Genomic DNA, 19,211 nt, shown 5'->3' on the forward strand with positions numbered 1-19,211 from the left:
TTGTTGTTTATTGTCAGCTTATTTGCTAACAATTAGCAACTTGCAACCAAATTTTAATCTTCTATTAAAGCTTTATTCTTTGTACGTTGTATCCAAATAATGATTCCTACAACAATAAGTGCCATAGGTGATAATAACATAAATCCGTTATTCTCATATCCTAAAGCATATAATCCTGTTTTTTCAATAGGATCACCTAATACAGGAAAACCTAGTAAAGTACCAGAACCTAGTAATTCTCTAAAGAATCCTACTATAATAAGTATTACACCATATCCTAAAGCATTACCAATACCATCTAAAAATGATCTCCATGGGCTATTACCTAAAGCAAAAGCCTCAAAACGTCCCATAATGATACAGTTTGTTATAATTAATCCAACGAATACGGATAATGTTTTACTGAGTTCGTAGGCAAAGGCTTTTAGTACCAAATCCACAATAATTACTAATGTTGCCACAACAATAAGCTGCACAATAATTCTAATTTTTGAAGGAATGATATTTCGCATTAAAGAAATAACAACATTACCAACACCAAGTACAAACAATACTGAGATAGACATCACTATTGATGCTTCTAACTCTGCTGTAATAGCTAAAGCAGAACAAATACCTAATACCTGAATTGTAATTGGATTGTTATCTGCTAATGGGTCTAATATTAATCTACTGTCTTTTCCCATGTCTTAGTTTCCTTTTAAAGTTTGAAAGTAAGGTAAATACAATTTTAAATCTTTTTTAATCATTGCTGTAACACCATCTCCTGTTATCGTAGCACCCGCAATTGCATCCACTTCATTATCTGTTTTATCTTCGTTCTTTGGATCCGCATTTCCTTTAGCCACAGTGATACCCTTAAAAGCACCTCCTTCTGACAATAAATGCTCACCAATAAAGTCGTCCATAAAATAGCGTTGCTTAATGTTTGCACCTAAACCTGGTGTTTCACCTTTATGGTCAAAATAAGCTCCTTGTACAACCATATTTTTATCCAAAGCAACATAACCCCAAATAGCATCCCAAAGTCCTTTACCTCTAATTGGTGCGATATAAAATGTTTTTCCATCTTTCTCGCCAACAAATAAGGGCAAACGTCTTGTTTCGCCATTCTTAGCTTTTGCTTGTTCTTTCTTTACATCTATTAAATATGCCTGGTCATCTTCTGTTGCCGTCTTTCCTTCTACAACTAATTGTTTTTTAATGTAGTCCCCAAAAAGTTTAGGTGCGTCTTCAGTAGAAACAAAATTTGCACTTGTACCTTCATTTGCATTCACTCCCATTGCATATAGGATATTCTGTTGTTTCTCTAAACGCTCATTTTCAGTAATCATCGGTTTTAAAGATGATGCTAAAAACGCTAGTAAAGCACCCACAATTAACACCATACCAATGGCAAAAATTATAGTATATGAATTTTTATCTGTTCTTTGTTCCATGATTACGCAACTTTAGCTTTTACACGTTTCATTCTTTTCTTTACATTTCCTTGTACCACATAATGGTCAATTGTTGGCGCAAATACATTCATTAATAGAATTGCTAACATTACACCTTCTGGATATGCAGGATTAAATACACGAATCATAATAGAAATAAACCCTACTAAGAAACCATATATCCATTTGCCCTTATTTGTTTGCGACGCTGTTACAGGATCTGTAGCCATAAATACAGTACCAAAAGCAAAACCACCAATTAGTAAATGATGCCAAAATTCTGTACTCATTAATCCGTAAAACTTACTCGATTCTGTAATCCATCCAGAGCTAACTACACCGTTAAAGATTAAGCCCATAACTAAAGCACCTATTACAGATGATAACATTATCCTCCAACTACCAATTTTAGTGAAGATTAAGAATAAACCACCTAATAAAATTAATAGTGTTGAAGTTTCACCCACTGAACCAGGAATTAAACCATAAAACATATCCATGATTTCGTAACCCGCTTCTTTATTTTGTGCTAAGCTTCCTAAGATTGTTTCACCAGAAATGGCGTCTACATTTTGACCTGCTGCAATTAGTTGATCTTGTTCAACTGCTCCGTGTACCCATACTTTATCACCAGACATCCATGTTGGATAGGCAAAGAATAAAAATGCACGAATAGTTAATGCTGGATTAAGAATATTCATTCCTGTTCCTCCAAATACCTCTTTACCAATTACAACTCCAAAAGCAACCGCAACAGCTAACATCCATAAAGGTGTATCAATTGGAACAATAAGCGGTACTAACATACCTGTAACCAAATAACCTTCTTCAACTTCATGGCTATTTTTTATAGCAAATAGTATTTCAATAGCTAAACCAACCACGTAAGACACTATTACTAATGGAATCACCTTCCAAAATCCAACAGAAAAGTTATCTAATGTCCAAAATTCTGAACTAAAGAAACCGCCTGTAGCTTGCGTTATTTCACCAAAAGCCAAGTGGTGTTGATAACCTGCGTTGAACATACCAAAGATTAAACAAGGAATCATTGCCATTATAACAGTGTTCATTGTACGCTTTAAATCATCAGCAACTTTTATATGAGTACCATTATGTGTGGTCTCATTAGGCAAAAATAAAAATGTATGTATTGCCGAAAATGCTGGCAACCATTTTTTATCCTTATTCTTTTGTCTAAAATTGTGTAAATTTTGTTTTAAACCCATTATCCTATCTCTTTAAGCATTAAGTCTAATCCTTCTCTTATAATTTTTTGATGTGGTTGTTTAGACACACAAACAAATTCTGTCAATGCAAAATCCTCTGGTGCAACTTCGTACATACCTAAAGCTTCCATTTCATCTAAATCTTGATACATACAAGCTTTTAGAATTTGCATAGGATATATATCTAAAGGAAATACTTCTTCGTAAGTTCCTGTAGTTACAAATGCACGGTGTTCACCATTTGTATTTGTATTTAAATCGTATTTCTTTTTTGGGCTTAACCAAGAAAAAGTTAAAGCTCTAGAAGTAGAAATCTTATTAAAAACTGGTTTGTTCCATCCAAAAAATTCATAGTCATCACCTTCAGGAATTACAGTAATAACGTTACTATAATAATCTAAAAAACCATCTGGTTGAACATGCTTTCCTGTAAGGACATTTCCAGAGATAATACGATCATTTCCATTTTGTTCTACACCATTATCGTAAACCATAGTTGAAACTTCAGCACCAATCAACGTTTTAAAATAACGTGGTTTTTTTACTGAAGAACCAGCAAGGGCAACAATACGCTCGGCATTAAACTTACCTGTTAATAATAGTTCTCCTATAATTACTAAGTCTTGTGCATTAACCGTCCACACAACTTCTCCTTTGTTTACAGGACTCACTTTGTTAATTAAAGTACCAACATTACCTGAAGGGTGTGGCCCAGAAACATTATAAGTGGTTGTGTTATCTAGCTTAGCCAATGGAGAATTATAACTTCCAACAGAAACATGTACTCCTCCGTCCGTTAATTTAGACAATGCAGTAACAGCTGCTTGCAACTCTGCTTCTTTACCAGCTAGTGTATAATCTAAATCAGCTGCTAAAGGTGCACTTGCATAACCAGATACAAAAATAGCTTTTGGCGATTTATCTGAATTTGCAACAACATCATAAGGACGTTGTTTAATAAATGCCCAACAACCAGATGCTAGTAAATGTGCCTTTACTTTCTCTGCGTCAGATGATAGATCAAACTTTCCATGATCTACATGTGCTTGCTCTTTATCTGCAGTTATTTTAATTGCGTCGATACGACGTCTAGGTCCACGCTGCACTTCAGTTACTTCACCAGAAACTGGAGAAACAAACTTCATTGCTTCATTATCTTTATTGTAAAACAAAGTTTCACCCGCTTTTACACGCGCACCTTCTTTTGCAACAAGTTTTGGGATAATACTGTGGAAATCTTCGGGTCTTATAGAATAGAAATTACTAACAATAGCATTTTCCGTAGCTTTTTCGGCTTCTCCGACGAGCTTTATATCTAAACCCTTTTTAATTCTGATGTCTTTTGACATATGTATTAAAGATTAGTTATCTAAAAATCCGTGCAAATTTACGAATTAATGACCAATTATATTTTCAAATTAAAGTCAACATTTTTTATTTATAATGATTATAAATAACCAATTGCTTTAAGGCACAGATTTTGATTATCTTTATGCACTACATAAATTTTGTAATGAAAAAGAACTTTTACAACCTTATATTACTTTTACTTACACCATCATTAATACTGTGCCAAGTGGCAGAGGTTAGCCCTCCAGACTTTATAAAAACTATCACTTTTAAAAGTAATACAACGCAAGGACAACTGCCAGTTTTAAAACTTGGAGAACCTCTTCAATTAGAATTTGATGCTTTAAATGGTAATGAAGAAGACTTTTATTATGTTATAGAACATTTTAATTTTGATTGGACTCCTTCAACTTTAGTAAAATCTGAGTATTTAAAAGGATTAGACAACCAAAGGATTTTAACTTACAAAAACTCATTCAATACTTACCAAATATATTCGCACTACGAATTAACGATACCAAACCAACAAACACGTGCTTTATTAAAAAGTGGTAACTACATGATTTCTATTTATGATGATTATGATGAATTGATGTTTAGTAGAAAGTTTATGATTTACGAAGATCTTGTTAATGTTGGCACATCCGTAAAACGCTCTAGAGATGTTAAAGTCATTGCAGAAAAACAATCTATTGATATAGAAATTTCTACAAATAGTGTCAATTTTAATAACCCTTTACAAACTATTAAAACCCTAATTATTCAGAATAATAATTTAAATACTGCTATTTCAGATTTAAAACCACAATATACACTAGGCAACAAACTCATCTATCGTTATGACACCGAATCTGCATTTTGGGGAGGGAACGAATATATTTATTTTGAAACTAAAGATGTTAGATCCTCAAGTTTAGGTGTTCAATTTATAGATTTAAAAGACATATATCATAGCTATTTATTTACTAATGTACCACGAAAAAACCAACCCTACACCTACAATCCAGACATAAACGGAAACTTTTTAGTTACAGCAATAGACCAAACGGATTTAGATATTGAAGCAGACTACACAATGGTTCATTTCTCTTTATCGCACGAAGAACTAAAGGACAAAGACATTCATGTATATGGTAACTTCAATGCTTTTGCTATTGAAGATTTAACCAAAATGATATTTAATCCTGAAAGCAAACGCTACGAATGTATTTTGCGATTAAAACAAGGGTTTTATAATTACAAATATGTTGTTGTAGATAAAGCAACTAAAGAGTTAAGTGAAGGAGTTATTAGTGGCAACTTTTGGCAAACCGAAAACAACTATAAAGTTTTAGTTTATTACAGAGACTTAGGTGCTCGTTTTGATCGCCTTATCGGTTATGGCGAAACGTCTTCAGTAAATATATCTAACTAAACTGTAAGGAAAAATAACCCCTAAAGACTAAATTTCTTTTATCTTCAAATTCATTTTAAATGTTTTAAAAAATGCAATATGATATAGCTCTATTTTCTGAATTATGCGACACTCTTTTTGAAGCAGAAATCAATCAGCCTGTAGCAAAACCAATTCCAACTTCAGAATTATATAATCAATTAGATTTATCATTACACAAAGAAGGAATTATTGATAAACAGCTTAAAAACACTTTAAAAACTGTAATAAAAAGCACACCTAAAACAGCTTCAAAATCATTTTTTAATCAATTATTTGGAGGTAGAGTTGGTAAAGCGGCACTTGGAGATTTGTTGGCTGTAATGCTTAATAACAGTATGTACACTTATAAAGTTGCTGGCCCTCAAGTTGGCATTGAAAAGCAGGTGTTAAAAGCAATATGTAAATTAGCTGGTTATAAAAATGATAGTGATGGTACATTTGCGCCAGGTGGATCGATGAGCAATATGATGGCACTTATTATGGCAAGAGACCATAAAAACGAAGCTATTAGAGCAGAAGGACTATCTAAGCAAATGACTTTATACACTTCAAAAGAATCGCACTATTCTATTTCTAAAAATGCTGCATTAACTGGTATTGGCAGAAACCAAGTAAGACTAGTAAACACTAACTCAAAAGGCGAAATGCTCGCTGACCATTTAGAAGAATTAGTAAGTAAAGATATAAACGAAGGTTTTGAGCCTTTTTTTGTTAATGCTACAGCTGGCACAACTGTACTCGGAGCTTTTGATAATGTAGACAACATTAGTAAAGTGTGCAAAAAATATAAGCTTTGGCTACATGTAGATGGAGCTTATTGCGGTGGAGTCATTTTTAGTTCAAAATACAAACACTTAATAAAAGGGTTAGAACATTCGGACTCATTTAGTGTAAATGCCCATAAAATGTTGGGCACACCTTTAAGTTGTTCAATTATTGTTACTCAACACAAAGCACAATTACATCATTCATTTTCTAATGAAGCTGATTATTTATACCAGACAGATGGTGATGATTTTAATTTAGGAAAAACGTCAATGCAATGCGGGCGACGAAATGATGCTTTAAAAATTTGGACACTTTGGAAATCGGTTGGCACAAACGGCTTAGAAACAATTGTAGATAAGCAGTTTGAAATGGCAAATTTAGCACGAGACTATATAAACAACCATAAAGATTATACCTTATATAGTTTTAATGATTCTATCTCAGTGTGTTTTAATTATAAAGGCATTCCTGCTAATGAGTTATGTACAGCTTTATATGAGAACTCTGAACTTATGGTTGGTTTCGGAAAATTTAATAATCAAGAATTTGTGAGAATGGTGACCATAAATAGCCTTTTAGAGAAAGAAGATATTTTAGCGTTTTTTAAGACCTTAGAAACCTTTGTTTCTAATGAACTGTTAAATTAAGCTGCTTCTTAACGTTAAAATTAAGCTACATTCAAAAATTATGTTATTTTAGCATACGTTTTTTACAAAAATCAATGGTACAACAAGTTACAAGCGGAATTAAAATTTCGGTAGAAACCAATTTCGAAGGCACATTTTATAAAAATTATAAAGTGCACTTTGCTTTTGGTTACAAAGTAACTATTGAAAACCAAAGTAAAGATTCTGTGCAGCTTAATACTAGACACTGGAAAATCCTAGATGCTTTAAATAATGTAGAAATTATTGAAGGTGAAGGTGTTATTGGAAAAAAACCTGTTTTAAAACCAGGTGAATCTCATACTTATAATTCTGGTTGCTTATTATCTTCGCCTTTTGGTGCCATGAGCGGTCACTATAACATGGTGAATTTTACCAAGGCTAGTAAGTTTAAAGTCTACATACCTTCATTTAAGTTAAGTGCTCCTTTTGCACTTAACTAAGATAATGCTATTCCGAAGAATTAGGAATCTCTTTATTTTTCAAAATCTTTTATAAAATTAAATCTGTATTGCTCAACACCTTGTTCAATGTGAAAGAATCGACAGTTTGAATAATGCACAAACTGATATTCAGAATTTATATCAAAACCCGTTTTTTCTACTTTATAAATACTATCACAATCTATATTCCCATAAGGAGAAATTCTTCTAAATCTATATTCGGTTTCATTACTTAAACTATAAATCTCAAACCATGCACCTGCGGCAATTCCACCCAACCATTGAGCATGCTCAATTTTAACAGTATTATGCTTTGGCTTTAATGTACCTACTAAACTAGGATTATATCCTTTTAACACATCTAAAAACAAACGTCTATTCTCTCTACTAACTGTAGAATTAAACTCCTTAATTTCACCTTGTTCAGAAACTAAGTAAACAAAATTTTCTGTATCAGCGATTACAACATTACCAATAGTACTTGGAGTAAACCATTTAGAATTTTGCAATTTCTTTTTTAGAATGGTATTTGTAACCGAAGCAATTAAAGTATCAGTAACAAAACGCGCACAATTACAAGCATCTTTTATAAATGCAGCATACCTGATAAAATCGCGATGTTGCATTTTGGTGATGTGTGTTCTAGCCAAATCATAATTTACTACATTACAAACCGAAGCATATAAATTTCCATCACCATGGGTCAGTTTTGGATGTGTAGCCAAAAATTTTAAAATTTCATTTAAGTTTTTAATAGAATCATTTTCAATTTCTGCTTTTAGTGGAAAGTTTAATTCAAAATCAGTTTCCCTTCCTCTTACACGTCCATTTGGAGATGGAGTAATATACCTTCCAAAGTCATGATATTCTAAAACTCCTGTTTTCTTATCGATTAAAACTAATGCTGCATGACCAGCTCTAACATGTTTTCTACTTCCAACAAACAAAAACCTTAAATATTTAGAGTACCACTCTTCTGCATGAGAGACAATAGTTTCTGGATACGCAAGTGTTAAAATAAAAGCATCGTTTTTCAACATAAAAGAATAAAAAATTAAAAGCAGCAACTTACAAAAATTATCTTTCTCTCTTCACATAACTATAACGTTTCAAATTAATAAGATATCATAAATATTGTACCTTTGCACTTTCAAAATTCAAACTAAAAAACAATATATATTATGGGAAAAGGATTCTTTAATGTACCTGTAGCAGTTAATGAGCCAGTAAAATCTTACGCACCTGGATCACCTGAACGTAAAGCTGTATCTGAAACATATAAAGCAATGTTTAACAGTAAGGTTGAAGTCCCAATGTACATAAATGGTGAAGATGTAAAAACTGGTAATACCAGGACTATGTCTCCACCACACGATCACCAACATATTGTAGGTGAATACCATATAGCTGAGCAAAAACATGTAGATGCTGCAATTGCAACTGCTTTAGAAGCTCGTAAAGAATGGTCTCAAATGCCATGGGAACAACGTGCAGGTATTTTCTTAAAGGCTGCTGAATTAATCGCAGGCCCTTATAGAGCAAAGATCAACGCAGCAACAATGATTGCACAATCTAAAACTATTCACCAAGCAGAAATTGATGCAGCTTGTGAGTTTATAGATTTCTTACGCTTTAATGTTCAGTTTATGACGGACATTTACATGGAACAACCAGAAAGTACAAGTGATGCATGGAACAGAGTAGAATACAGACCTCTTGAAGGTTTTACTTATGCTGTAACACCATTTAACTTTACGGCTATCGCAGGAAACTTACCAGCATGTATGGCGTTAATGGGTAATGTTGTTGTATGGAAACCAAGTGACAGCCAAGTGTATTCTGCTAAAATCATTATGGACGTTTTTAAAGAAGCCGGAGTACCAGCTGGTGTTATTAATGTTGTTTTTGGTGACCCTGTAATGATTACAAATACAGTATTAGCTAGCCCAGATTTTTCTGGTTTACATTTCACTGGTTCTACATTTATTTTTAAAGAACTGTGGAAACAAATCGGTGAGAATATTCATAACTACAAAACCTACCCAAGAATTGTTGGTGAAACAGGTGGAAAAGATTTTATAGTAGCACACAAATCAGCAAATGCAAAACAAGTTGCTACAGCTATTGCTCGTGGAGCTTTTGAGTTTCAAGGACAAAAATGTAGTGCAGCTTCAAGAGCTTATATTCCTAAAGGTATTTGGACAGATGTGAAGCAATATTTATTAGAAGATATTAAGTCTTTTAAAATGGGATCTCCAGAAGATATGAGCAATTTTATTACTGCTGTTATACACGAAGGTTCTTTTGATAAATTGGCAAAATATATCGATGGTGCTAAAGCAGATAGTGATGCCGAAATAATTGCTGGTGGTAATTACGATAAATCAAAAGGTTACTTTATAGAACCTACTGTAATTGTAACAACTAGTCCTAAATATACAACGATGTGTACTGAACTTTTTGGTCCAGTGATTACAATATATGTTTACGAAGATGATGCTTATTCTGAAACTTTAAAACTTGTTGATGAAACTAGCGAATATGCTTTAACAGGTGCAATTTTATCAACTGATCGTTATGCAGTTGAAGAAGCTACTAAGGCTTTACAAAACTCAGCAGGAAACTTTTATATTAATGACAAGCCAACTGGTGCCGTTGTTGGTCAACAACCATTTGGTGGAGCACGAGCTTCTGGTACAAACGACAAAGCTGGTAGTGCACAAAATTTGTTACGTTGGGTATCTCCAAGATTAATTAAGGAAACCTTTGTAACTCCAACAGACTACAGATATCCTTTTTTAGGTTAAAACCTATAATTAATTGATAATTAAATCCTTATTAGCACTATGCTTTTAAGGATTTTTTTTGTTTTTAAGGGAATTGACGTTAAAAAAAATCAATATAGAAACTAAAGTTTGTATCTTTTAATTCTATTAATTAAAATTCTACAGCCATGAAAAAAAACTACGTTTTACTACTATTGCTTTTTCCATTTCTTTTAATAGCACAAACAACTTTTACTTCCACTTTTACTACAGATCTGTCTGCATATGGTGAATTGACGAGTTATCCTGGTGAAGGAGAATATCAAATTTTTCTTAGTGCAGATAACATTTTAGACAAACCCATTTTTTTAATTGATGGCTTTGACCCTGGAGATTCAAGAAATATTACTAGCATATATAATCTCTTAAATTTCACAGGAACTTCTGGCTCGCAAAACTTAGCAGATCTATTACGTGCTGAAGGTTTTGATGTTGTTGTATTAAATTTTCCTACATATATAAGAATGGCTGATGGAGCCACCATCGATGGCGGCGCAGATTTTATGGAACGTAATGCAATGGTATTGGTAGAATTAATTAATATTATTAATACAGATAAAGCCGCTAATAGCCCAGAGCAAAATGTAATTATTGGACCGAGTATGGGAGGAATAATAGCTCGGTACGCCCTAAACTATATGGAAAATCAGAGTTTAGATGCAGATACGAGGCTTTATATTTCTTTTGATTCACCTCATTATGGTGCTAACGTACCTATTGGCTTACAACATCAATTGAACTTTTTAGCCTATAATGAAACTAGTGCAGTGGCAGAAATACAGCCAATAATTAATGGTTTGCTAAACTCACCAGCGGCAAAACAACTATTGACAGATCATTTAGAAGCTCATTTATCTGGTGTAGATTTAGTTACTTTTAACCCAACGCTAACCTTGCCAATAGCCCATCCTTTTAGAACAGTATTTGAAACGAATATTAATTCGTTAACACCATCTGGATTTCCAGAAACGACACGTAATGTATCTATAATTAATGGCAGTGGCATTAATAATTCATACTTTGCTGTAGGCAATACTGGACCAACTGTTACGAATGGATATTCAGTAATGAACACCACTTTAAATGTACCCATAGGAATATTCACAGCTGATATAAATATAGAAGTCAATTTTACACCTGCCGCTGGTACGACAAATACAGCTAGTAGTATTTCAATTCAATTATTTAGCACTGAAATTGACGGCTCAGTAGCAAACAGTGAGGCGTTTTCGTATTCTGATGGTATAGATTCAGCACCAGGCGGACTATTTGATTTATCTGGAATAACTGGAGGTATAGGTGGTGCTGGTGGTATCGCTGAAGATTTTACAAACGCTCTCAATATTGATAAATTTAATTTTATACCATCTATAAGTGCGTTAGCCATAGAGTTTACCGATAATGAAATTAATTGGCATCACAACATAAACCTAACCACTGATATTACGCCATTTGACAATATATATGTACCAGATGACAATGAGCCGCATGTGCAATTAACAGCAGGAAATGTTGCCTTTGCTTTGATGGAAATATTAACACCTCCTTTAGGGATTTCTAATGAAAACCTTATGGCATTTCAATTAGAAAAAAATCCAATACAAAACAGAGAATTAGTACTACTTTCTAATATTAATACAAATGCCAATGTTAGCGTTATTGATGTAACAGGCAAAACAGTTTTTGATACAAATACAACTTTAAATAATCGTACTACGATTCCTGTAGATCTAGCCTCTGGCCTTTACATATTAAGTATCGCAAGTGAAAATAACAGGACTTTTGTAACTAAGTTTTTTGCAAATTAAGTTCTAAAAAAGTAAGACTATTTAATTTAAGAAATCTTTCTTTTTTACTTATGCTTTAATGGAAGATAAATTACTTTTTTAGTTTCAAAAAAGTCTTCTTCAAAATAATCTGAAAGTAAAAATGCTTTAACGTTGGTATATTGTTTTAACTCTTCGGTTAAATCACCTCCTTTTAAATATAGAATACCATTTTTTAATTCGTTTTGTTGCTTTTTTGCAATTTTACCTTTCACCCATTTTGTAAATTCTGGCATTGCAGTTACAGCTCTGCTGACAATAAAATCAAAAGTCTCGTCAATAGCTTCTACTCTACTATGCGTAGTTTTAACATTTGTTAATTCGATGGCTTCACAAACAGCATTAATAACTTTTAGTTTTTTATTAATACTATCTACTAAATGAAATTTACAATTTGGATATAAAATAGCTAACGGAACTCCAGGGAATCCTCCACCTGTACCAACGTCTAAAATTGAAGAATTATCAGTAAACTCTATCACTTTGGCAATAGCTAAAGAATGAAGCACATGCCTTAGATATAACTCATCGATATCTTTACGAGATACTACATTTATTTTAGCATTCCATTCTTTATATAATCCTTCTAAAGCTTCAAATTGATTAATTTGAGTTTCGGTTAAATTTGGAAAATATTTAAGGATTAATTCCATAACTTTATTTTTTTTCAAAAATACTTAAATTTAATATGTATTATTTATTGTATTCTTTTATGTTCGATTTTAATTATTAACTATCTTTGACGCTATTATTATAATGTATTTAAATCCCATACGTTATACCCTTAAAACATAAGATTAATGGCACAACAAACATTAAAATTTTCAAGAAAAGATTCTGCTAAGTTCTTCAAGACTTTAAATAAACGCGTTAACAATTACTTCAAAGAAAATAATATTAAAAAAACAGGAAACTGGAAACTATATACTAAGGCTGTAATAATGTTTACATTGTTACTTGGACCATTAGTATTATTATTAACGGTAAATGTTCCTACATGGTTACAAATTATTTGTATGATGGTTATTGGTATAGGAATGGCTGGTGTAGGAATGAATGTTATGCACGACGCAAATCATGGCTCATTCTCTAGTAAAAAATGGGTTAACAAACTCATGGGAAGCAGTATCCATATTTTAGCTGGTAATGATTATAATTGGAAAGTTCAGCACAACGTACTGCACCATACTTACACCAATATTCAAGGACACGACGAAGATATAGATGCTGGTAGAATTATTCGTTTTTCTAAACATTCTAAATGGTTAAAAATTCATCAATATCAAAAATATTACGCTTTTTTACTATATGGTTTATTAACCGTTAACTGGGCTATTACAACAGATTTTAAACAAACTTACCAATACCTAAAAAGAAAACTATCTTATGGCGAATTCCCTAATCCTGCTACACAATGGACTAAGTTAATTATTGGTAAAATAATTTATTATTCTATTTGGGTCGTTTTACCTTTAGCACTTGGTTATGCCTGGTGGCAAGTATTAATAGGGTTTCTAATAATGCATTATACTGCTGGTATTATCTTAAGTATTATTTTTCAATTAGCACATGTTATGCCTAATACCGAAATGCCTTTACCGGACGAAGATGGAAATATGAAAAACACTTGGGCTATTCACCAGTTATTTACAACTTCAAATTTCTCTCCAAAAAGTTGGATAGTAGAATTTTATACAGGCGGTTTAAATAGACAGGTAGAACACCATTTATTCTCTAACATAAGTCATGTACATTATAAAAACATTGCTAAGATAGTAAGAGAAACAGCGCATGAATTTAGCTTACCTTATAACGAATACAATTCTATTTGGACAGCTATTGCAGAGCACTACAGGCAATTAAAAGTATTAGGCATGAAGCCAAATATGGCTTAAAACAATCAGCAGATTAAAATAAATAAGTACAATGAACCAACTTTCGGATAGAATTAATAATCTATCGACATCAGCTACCCTAGCCATGGCTGCAAAAGCCAGAGAACTTAGAGCAGAGGGAAAAGATATTATTGGATTAAGTTTGGGTGAACCAGATTTTAATACTCCAGATTTTATAAAAAATGCTGCAATACAAGCCATCAATGAAAACTACAATAGTTACACACCTGTTGATGGTTATGTAGAATTAAAAGAGGCTATTATCAATAAGTTTAAACGCGATAATAACCTAGAATATACATTACCACAAATTGTAGTTTCTACAGGAGCTAAACAAGCTTTGTTCAATGTTGCTTCCGCAATGTTAAATAAAGGTGATGAAGTTATTTTACCGTGCCCATATTGGGTAAGTTATGCAGACATTGTAAAGCTAAACAATGGTGTACCAGTAGAGGTTAAAACTTCTATAGAAAACGACTTTAAAATGACAGCAGCGCAACTTGAAGCTGCAATTACACCTAAAACAAAGATGATCTGGTACAGTTCTCCTTGTAACCCAAGTGGATCTGTTTATAGTAAAGATGAGTTAAGAGCATTAGCAGATGTACTACAAAAACATCCGAATATTTATGTGGTTTCAGATGAAATATATGAACATATAAATTTTATTGGAGGTCATTTTAGTATGGCACAATTTGATGATATGTTCGACCGAACCATTACTGTAAACGGAGTTTCTAAAGCTTTTGCTATGACGGGCTGGAGAATTGGTTATATAGGTGCACCAGATTTTATAGCTAGAGCTTGCAATAAAATGCAAGGTCAAGTTACTAGTGGAGCAAATTGTATAGCACAACGTGCCGTAATTACAGCGCTAGAGGCACCAGCATTTAGTATACAATACATGGTTGATGAATTTAAAGTACGTCGTAAACTTATTTTAGATTTAATTAGTGAAATAGACGGCTTTAAAGCCAATGAACCAGAAGGAGCATTTTATGTATTTCCTAATGTGTCTGCTTATTTTGGTAAAACTATAAAAGGAAAAACCATTAATAATGCTACAGACATGTCTTTATTTTTACTTGAAGAAGCTTTAGTAGCTACAGTAACTGGTGAAGCATTTGGAAACCCAGATTGTATAAGAATTTCTTATGCTGCATCTCAAGAGAACATTAAAGAGGCAATTAAACGTATTAAAGAAGCGTTATCTTAATATAATACATCAATCGCCTTTATTAAAAAAAGCTATAACGTGATTTATTCCGTTATAGCTTTTTTGTTTATGACGCTTTAAGCATCCAAACCAAACCTACAATTAGTATAGCTGTAATGCTAAGAATCTTTATCCAAAGGTTTTGATTTTCCTTTTTAAGCTTTTGCCTAATTTCCTTCAATTGCTCTGGTGTTGCTTTAGGTAAATTAAACTCTATTTTTCTGTTTTTATCATAACCACCTAAGGTTTTTCTAAATCGTTTAGATTTATCGAGCATTATGCTCTTGTTACTCTTTAAAGTACTTCTCATTGATTCACCTAGTGGCATAGAATTAGGTATTTAATAGGTTACAAATTGAACCATTCCGTCAGCAACATAAATCCACACACAAACAAGACCTATAAATAATATAACAGTCAATAGCGCAATTTTAAGCATTCTTATCTTATGTTCTTCTTTTAATCGTTTTCCAATTTCTTTGAGTTGTTTTGCGGTAGCTTTAGGAAAATTATATTCTGTTCTCTTATCCGCATTATAACCTCCAAGCCTATTAACAAACTTATCTCGTTGAGGCAATTGTTTTCTATTAAAATTAATAACGTTCATTGAATTAGAAGGCATAATTTCTAGGTTTTAGATTAAAATAGGATATAAGATTCAACATCAACACAAAATGAATGCATTGTTGGTTATATAAAAGACACATATAAAAAGTGTCAGTTAGAGGTCAGAAAAATTAAATAGTTTCTACTACTTAGAAAATAGCTATTAAAGCTATGGCAAATACAGATAGTTTTAAAATTGCTGCTGTATGATCTACCATTTTAAATTGTGAAGATTTTAGTCTTTGTCTAATTCCAAATACAGATTTTGTAGTTGACTTACTGTAGTTATGCTTCACAACTGATTTGTAATTAGAATTTAATAAGCCATTGTTTGTAAAATGAGACACCTTAGCGGGTTCTGGTACAAATTCTAATTCTTGATTTAATAATAATTCCATGATTGATATTTTTAATTGGTTACATAGATATGACGCCCAAGAATTAAAAATGTTACAGCCTGTGTTACAACTATAGCGTGGGATTGAGGGTGTCAATTTCAAAAAACACTAGTAAAAATATAGGCTAGCTAAATTTGAAAAAAAAATAAAAAAAGTCGAAAATTTATCTGTTTCTCCAGAAAAATGGAGTCAATAATATGAGTACAGTGAATAATTCTAATCGTCCAATAAGCATTAAAAATGCAGCCCACCATTTTCCTAAAGATGGCAATGCAGCATAATTATTAACTGGTCCAAAATCCCCTAAAGCAGGTCCAACATTTCCTAAACTAGAAGCTGAAAGTCCGATAGCAGATTCAAAATCTATATTGAACATAGAAAACACTAAAGCACCTATGATAAAAGATAACATGTATAAAATAAAAAATCCAAGGATATTAAATACAATGTCTTTAGAAATTGATTTTGTATTGTAACGTACTGGTAAAATGGCATTTGGATGCAAAGCACGTTTAAATTCTAAGAAACCGTTTTTAATTAGAATTAAGTGACGGACTACTTTTACACCTCCAGAGGTACTTCCTGCAGAACCACCCAAAAACATTAATCCAAAAAAGAAAACTGTTAAAAACGGTGTCCACAATGTATAATCTGCTGAAACAAACCCTGTTGTAGTTACTATAGCCAACACCTGAAACAATGCATGTCTAATGGCACTTTCAGCTTCACCTAATACCATTGGATGTAATATTGAAGATTGAGATACATCCGCTTTAAAATAAATTAATAATGATGCTACAAGTGTAAAAATGACAATAAATTTAAAGTAGAGTTTAAATTCATCATCCTTAATAATTTTTACAACATTTCCTTTAAAAAGATAATAGCTCAGAACAAAATTTGTTCCTGCTAAAAACATAAAAAATATAATTATGTATTGTATTGCAGGATTATCATTCCAATGGGCAACACTGGCATTTTTAGTAGAAAAACCACCTGTTGACAATGTACTTAGTGCATGATTAATAGCATCAAAAAAAGACATGCCAGCAACCTGAAGTAAAATAGTTTCAGCGACGGTATATCCAAAATATATTAACCATAAACGTTTTGCTGTATCTGTTATTCTCGGATGTAATTTATCGCCTCCAGGACCAGGAGCTTCAGCAGCAAACAACTGCATGCCACCAACACCTAACAATGGTAAAATGGCAATAGCTAAAACAATAATTCCCATACCACCTATCCAATGCGTCATACTACGCCAAAACAATACACCTTCCGGCAGGATCTCAATATCATTTAAAATACTTGCACCTGTAGTGGTATAACCAGACATGGTCTCAAAAAATGCGTTTGTAAATGAAGGAATAGCGTCAGTTGCCAAATAAGGCAGTGTACCTGTAAGAGACATCACGACCCATCCAAAAGCTACAACAATGTAGCCTTCGCGCTTATTCATTTCTTTTCTATGTTTTTTAGTACCAAACATAGCTATGGCACCCAAAAGTAATGTTGCTAAACCAGCTAAGAATAAATTTAAGGTAACACCGTCTTTATAGATTAAACTAATTAGTGTAGCTACCATCATAAAACCACCATTGAATAACAATAGCAATCCAAAAAAATGAAATATGATTTTATAATTAAGCTTCATCTTCTATAAAACTATGAGAAAAATGCTTCAACTTCTGAAATTGAACGTGGTAAACAACATACTACAACTCGATCACCAGCTTCAATTTTAAAGCTTCCTAGAGGAATCATACCTTTTTCTCCTCTAATTACACCACCAAAAATAGCTGATCTCGGAAAATTTAAATCCTTAATCAATTTATTTGTGATTTTAGAGTTAGATTTTACTACAAACTCCAAAAGTTCGGCATTCATATTTGTAAGCTTAGTCATTGCTACTACTTCTCCTTTTCTTATGTATCTAAAAATATTATTTGCGGCAAGTAGCTTTTTATTAATAAGAGTATCAATACCAATAGATTGCGACAATTGGTAGTAATCCATATTTTCTACTAAAGCGATAGTTTTCTTTACACCTTTAGATTTCGCTAAAAGGCAAGACATAATATTAGTTTCAGAATTCCCTGTAACAGAAATAAAAGCATCCATGTCAGAGATATTTTCTTCATCTAAAATCTCAACGTTTCGTCCATCTCCACAAATTACCAAAGCATTTGGTAAACGATCGGCAAGATCTTCTGCAACAGGCCTTTTACTTTCAACTAATTTTACATTAAACTTACTTTGGCATAAATCTCTAGCAGTTTTATACCCAATTTTACTACCACCAAGAATCATTACATTTTTTATTTGACTCTTAACTTTACCTGATAATTCAAATAATTCTACATCACCTCCTTTAGAAGTCATAAAAACTACTTTATCACCTTCTTTAAACTGAGTATCTCCTCTTGGTATAATGGTATATTGGGTTGCGTAACGCTGTATTGCAATTGGGATAAAATGTAATTCTGGATAGATATCAGCCGCTTCCTTCACCGTTTTACCGACAAAAGTTGCTGTTCTAGACAAACGCAAACCTAACATGGTTAATGCGCCATCTTCAAACTCATAAGTATCATTAAATCCATATTGGTTTAACAATAATTCTATTTCTGAAGCCGCTAAAGATTCTGGTGAAATTAACTCGTCAATTCCAAATTTTGAGAATCCTACGGCTTCTTTATTGTCTATAAATTCTGTATTAGAAATACGCGCAATAGTACGTTTTGCACCTAACTGCTTGGCTATTACACCAGCCGTAATATTTGTAGTTTCTGAAGATGTTACAGCAATAAAAAGTGCTGCTGTATCTATACGTGCTTCTTTTAATATAGTTATAGACGTTGCGTCACCTTTTATGGTTTTAATGTCTAGATGTTCGCCAGCATAGGCTAAACTATCTTTCTTTGTGTCTATAAGTGTTATCTCTTGCGACTCGTAGGATAATAATTTGGCTAAATGAAACCCTACCTCTCCTGCACCTGCGATAATTATTTTCATTATTATTTATTGAAATAAACATGCAAATATAGTAAGAAGTATTCTAAGTTATAGCTTGGTAAGCCCTTAAACTATTTAAAGTTGTTGGCAAAACTGAA

18 protein-coding genes are annotated in these 19,211 nt (G+C 32.5%); 7 read left to right on the forward strand and 11 right to left on the reverse strand.

The window, feature by feature from the left end; genetic code table 11:
• Nucleotides 1–53 precede the first annotated feature (53 nt).
• Genes H8K90_RS01920 through H8K90_RS01935 form a run of 4 tightly spaced genes read right to left on the reverse strand, consistent with a single transcriptional unit; the run spans nucleotide 54 to nucleotide 4,017 of the window.
• A complete protein-coding gene (locus H8K90_RS01920; protein ID WP_186844252.1) occupies nucleotides 54–686 on the reverse strand; it encodes an NADH:ubiquinone reductase (Na(+)-transporting) subunit D in 633 nt (210 codons plus the stop codon).
• 3 nt (nucleotides 687–689) lie between these two features.
• Nucleotides 690–1,439 (reverse strand): Na(+)-translocating NADH-quinone reductase subunit C, encoded by a 750-nt coding sequence (locus H8K90_RS01925; protein WP_186844253.1) that lies wholly within the window; start codon nucleotides 1,437–1,439, stop codon nucleotides 690–692.
• Nucleotides 1,440–1,441: 2 nt separating this feature from the next.
• Nucleotides 1,442–2,668 (reverse strand): NADH:ubiquinone reductase (Na(+)-transporting) subunit B, encoded by a 1,227-nt coding sequence (locus tag H8K90_RS01930; protein ID WP_186844254.1) that lies wholly within the window; start codon nucleotides 2,666–2,668, stop codon nucleotides 1,442–1,444.
• On the reverse strand, nucleotides 2,668–4,017 hold the full coding sequence (locus tag H8K90_RS01935) for a Na(+)-translocating NADH-quinone reductase subunit A (RefSeq protein WP_186844255.1): 1,350 nt from the start codon (nucleotides 4,015–4,017) through the stop codon (nucleotides 2,668–2,670). Before H8K90_RS01935 ends, H8K90_RS01930 begins: the two co-directional genes overlap by 1 nt.
• 164 nt (nucleotides 4,018–4,181) lie before the next feature.
• Between H8K90_RS01935 and H8K90_RS01940 the strand changes: the two genes are divergently transcribed.
• The 3 genes from H8K90_RS01940 (at nucleotide 4,182) to apaG (ending at nucleotide 7,329) form a co-directional block, all read left to right on the forward strand.
• Nucleotides 4,182–5,432, forward strand: a complete 1,251-nt coding sequence (locus tag H8K90_RS01940; RefSeq protein ID WP_186844256.1) for a type IX secretion system plug protein — start codon at nucleotides 4,182–4,184, stop codon at nucleotides 5,430–5,432.
• Nucleotides 5,433–5,503: 71 nt separating this feature from the next.
• The gene (locus H8K90_RS01945) at nucleotides 5,504–6,868 is read left to right on the forward strand and encodes a pyridoxal phosphate-dependent decarboxylase family protein (RefSeq protein WP_186844257.1); all 1,365 of its coding nucleotides are present in this window, start codon (nucleotides 5,504–5,506) and stop codon (nucleotides 6,866–6,868) included.
• A gap of 74 nt (nucleotides 6,869–6,942) precedes the next feature.
• Complete coding sequence (gene apaG, locus H8K90_RS01950; protein ID WP_186844258.1) at nucleotides 6,943–7,329, forward strand: Co2+/Mg2+ efflux protein ApaG; 387 nt, start codon at nucleotides 6,943–6,945, stop codon at nucleotides 7,327–7,329.
• 32 nt (nucleotides 7,330–7,361) lie between these two features.
• On the opposite strand, the gene H8K90_RS01955 is transcribed toward apaG, so the two are convergent.
• Nucleotides 7,362–8,369, reverse strand: a complete 1,008-nt coding sequence (locus H8K90_RS01955; protein ID WP_186844259.1) for a DUF6695 family protein — start codon at nucleotides 8,367–8,369, stop codon at nucleotides 7,362–7,364.
• Nucleotides 8,370–8,510: 141 nt separating this feature from the next.
• On the opposite strand from H8K90_RS01955, the gene pruA reads away from it, so the two are divergent.
• Entirely contained in the window at nucleotides 8,511–10,136 is a 1,626-nt protein-coding gene (gene pruA / locus H8K90_RS01960; RefSeq protein ID WP_186844260.1) for an L-glutamate gamma-semialdehyde dehydrogenase, read from the forward strand.
• Between the two features lie 146 nt (nucleotides 10,137–10,282).
• Entirely contained in the window at nucleotides 10,283–11,962 is a 1,680-nt protein-coding gene (locus tag H8K90_RS01965; protein WP_186844261.1) for a T9SS type A sorting domain-containing protein, read from the forward strand.
• 44 nt (nucleotides 11,963–12,006) lie between these two features.
• Here H8K90_RS01965 and rsmG read toward each other — a convergent pair whose 3' ends face one another.
• On the reverse strand, nucleotides 12,007–12,633 hold the full coding sequence (gene rsmG / locus H8K90_RS01970; RefSeq protein WP_186844262.1) for a 16S rRNA (guanine(527)-N(7))-methyltransferase RsmG: 627 nt from the start codon (nucleotides 12,631–12,633) through the stop codon (nucleotides 12,007–12,009).
• A gap of 147 nt (nucleotides 12,634–12,780) precedes the next feature.
• On the opposite strand from rsmG, the gene H8K90_RS01975 reads away from it, so the two are divergent.
• Complete coding sequence (locus tag H8K90_RS01975) at nucleotides 12,781–13,875, forward strand: fatty acid desaturase family protein (protein ID WP_186844263.1); 1,095 nt, start codon at nucleotides 12,781–12,783, stop codon at nucleotides 13,873–13,875.
• 31 nt (nucleotides 13,876–13,906) lie between these two features.
• On the forward strand, nucleotides 13,907–15,091 hold the full coding sequence (locus tag H8K90_RS01980) for a pyridoxal phosphate-dependent aminotransferase (protein WP_186844264.1): 1,185 nt from the start codon (nucleotides 13,907–13,909) through the stop codon (nucleotides 15,089–15,091).
• Between the two features lie 67 nt (nucleotides 15,092–15,158).
• Here the strand turns inward: H8K90_RS01980 and H8K90_RS01985 are convergent, their stop codons facing one another.
• The 5 genes from H8K90_RS01985 to trkA form a co-directional block, all read right to left on the reverse strand.
• The gene (locus H8K90_RS01985; RefSeq protein WP_186844265.1) at nucleotides 15,159–15,419 is read right to left on the reverse strand and encodes a hypothetical protein; all 261 of its coding nucleotides are present in this window, start codon (nucleotides 15,417–15,419) and stop codon (nucleotides 15,159–15,161) included.
• Between the two features lie 12 nt (nucleotides 15,420–15,431).
• On the reverse strand, nucleotides 15,432–15,713 hold the full coding sequence (locus tag H8K90_RS01990) for a hypothetical protein (protein WP_186844266.1): 282 nt from the start codon (nucleotides 15,711–15,713) through the stop codon (nucleotides 15,432–15,434).
• A 133-nt stretch (nucleotides 15,714–15,846) separates the two neighbouring features.
• Nucleotides 15,847–16,095, reverse strand: a complete 249-nt coding sequence (locus H8K90_RS01995) for a hypothetical protein (RefSeq protein WP_186844267.1) — start codon at nucleotides 16,093–16,095, stop codon at nucleotides 15,847–15,849.
• Between the two features lie 163 nt (nucleotides 16,096–16,258).
• Nucleotides 16,259–17,752: a TrkH family potassium uptake protein gene (locus H8K90_RS02000; protein ID WP_186844268.1), complete on the reverse strand. Its 1,494-nt coding sequence runs from the start codon at nucleotides 17,750–17,752 to the stop codon at nucleotides 16,259–16,261.
• 11 nt (nucleotides 17,753–17,763) lie between these two features.
• The gene (gene trkA / locus H8K90_RS02005; protein WP_186844269.1) at nucleotides 17,764–19,113 is read right to left on the reverse strand and encodes a Trk system potassium transporter TrkA; all 1,350 of its coding nucleotides are present in this window, start codon (nucleotides 19,111–19,113) and stop codon (nucleotides 17,764–17,766) included.
• Nucleotides 19,114–19,211: the final 98 nt, after the last annotated feature.

This window comes from Winogradskyella echinorum (genome assembly GCF_014297365.1).
Taxonomy (GTDB): domain Bacteria; phylum Bacteroidota; class Bacteroidia; order Flavobacteriales; family Flavobacteriaceae; genus Winogradskyella; species Winogradskyella echinorum.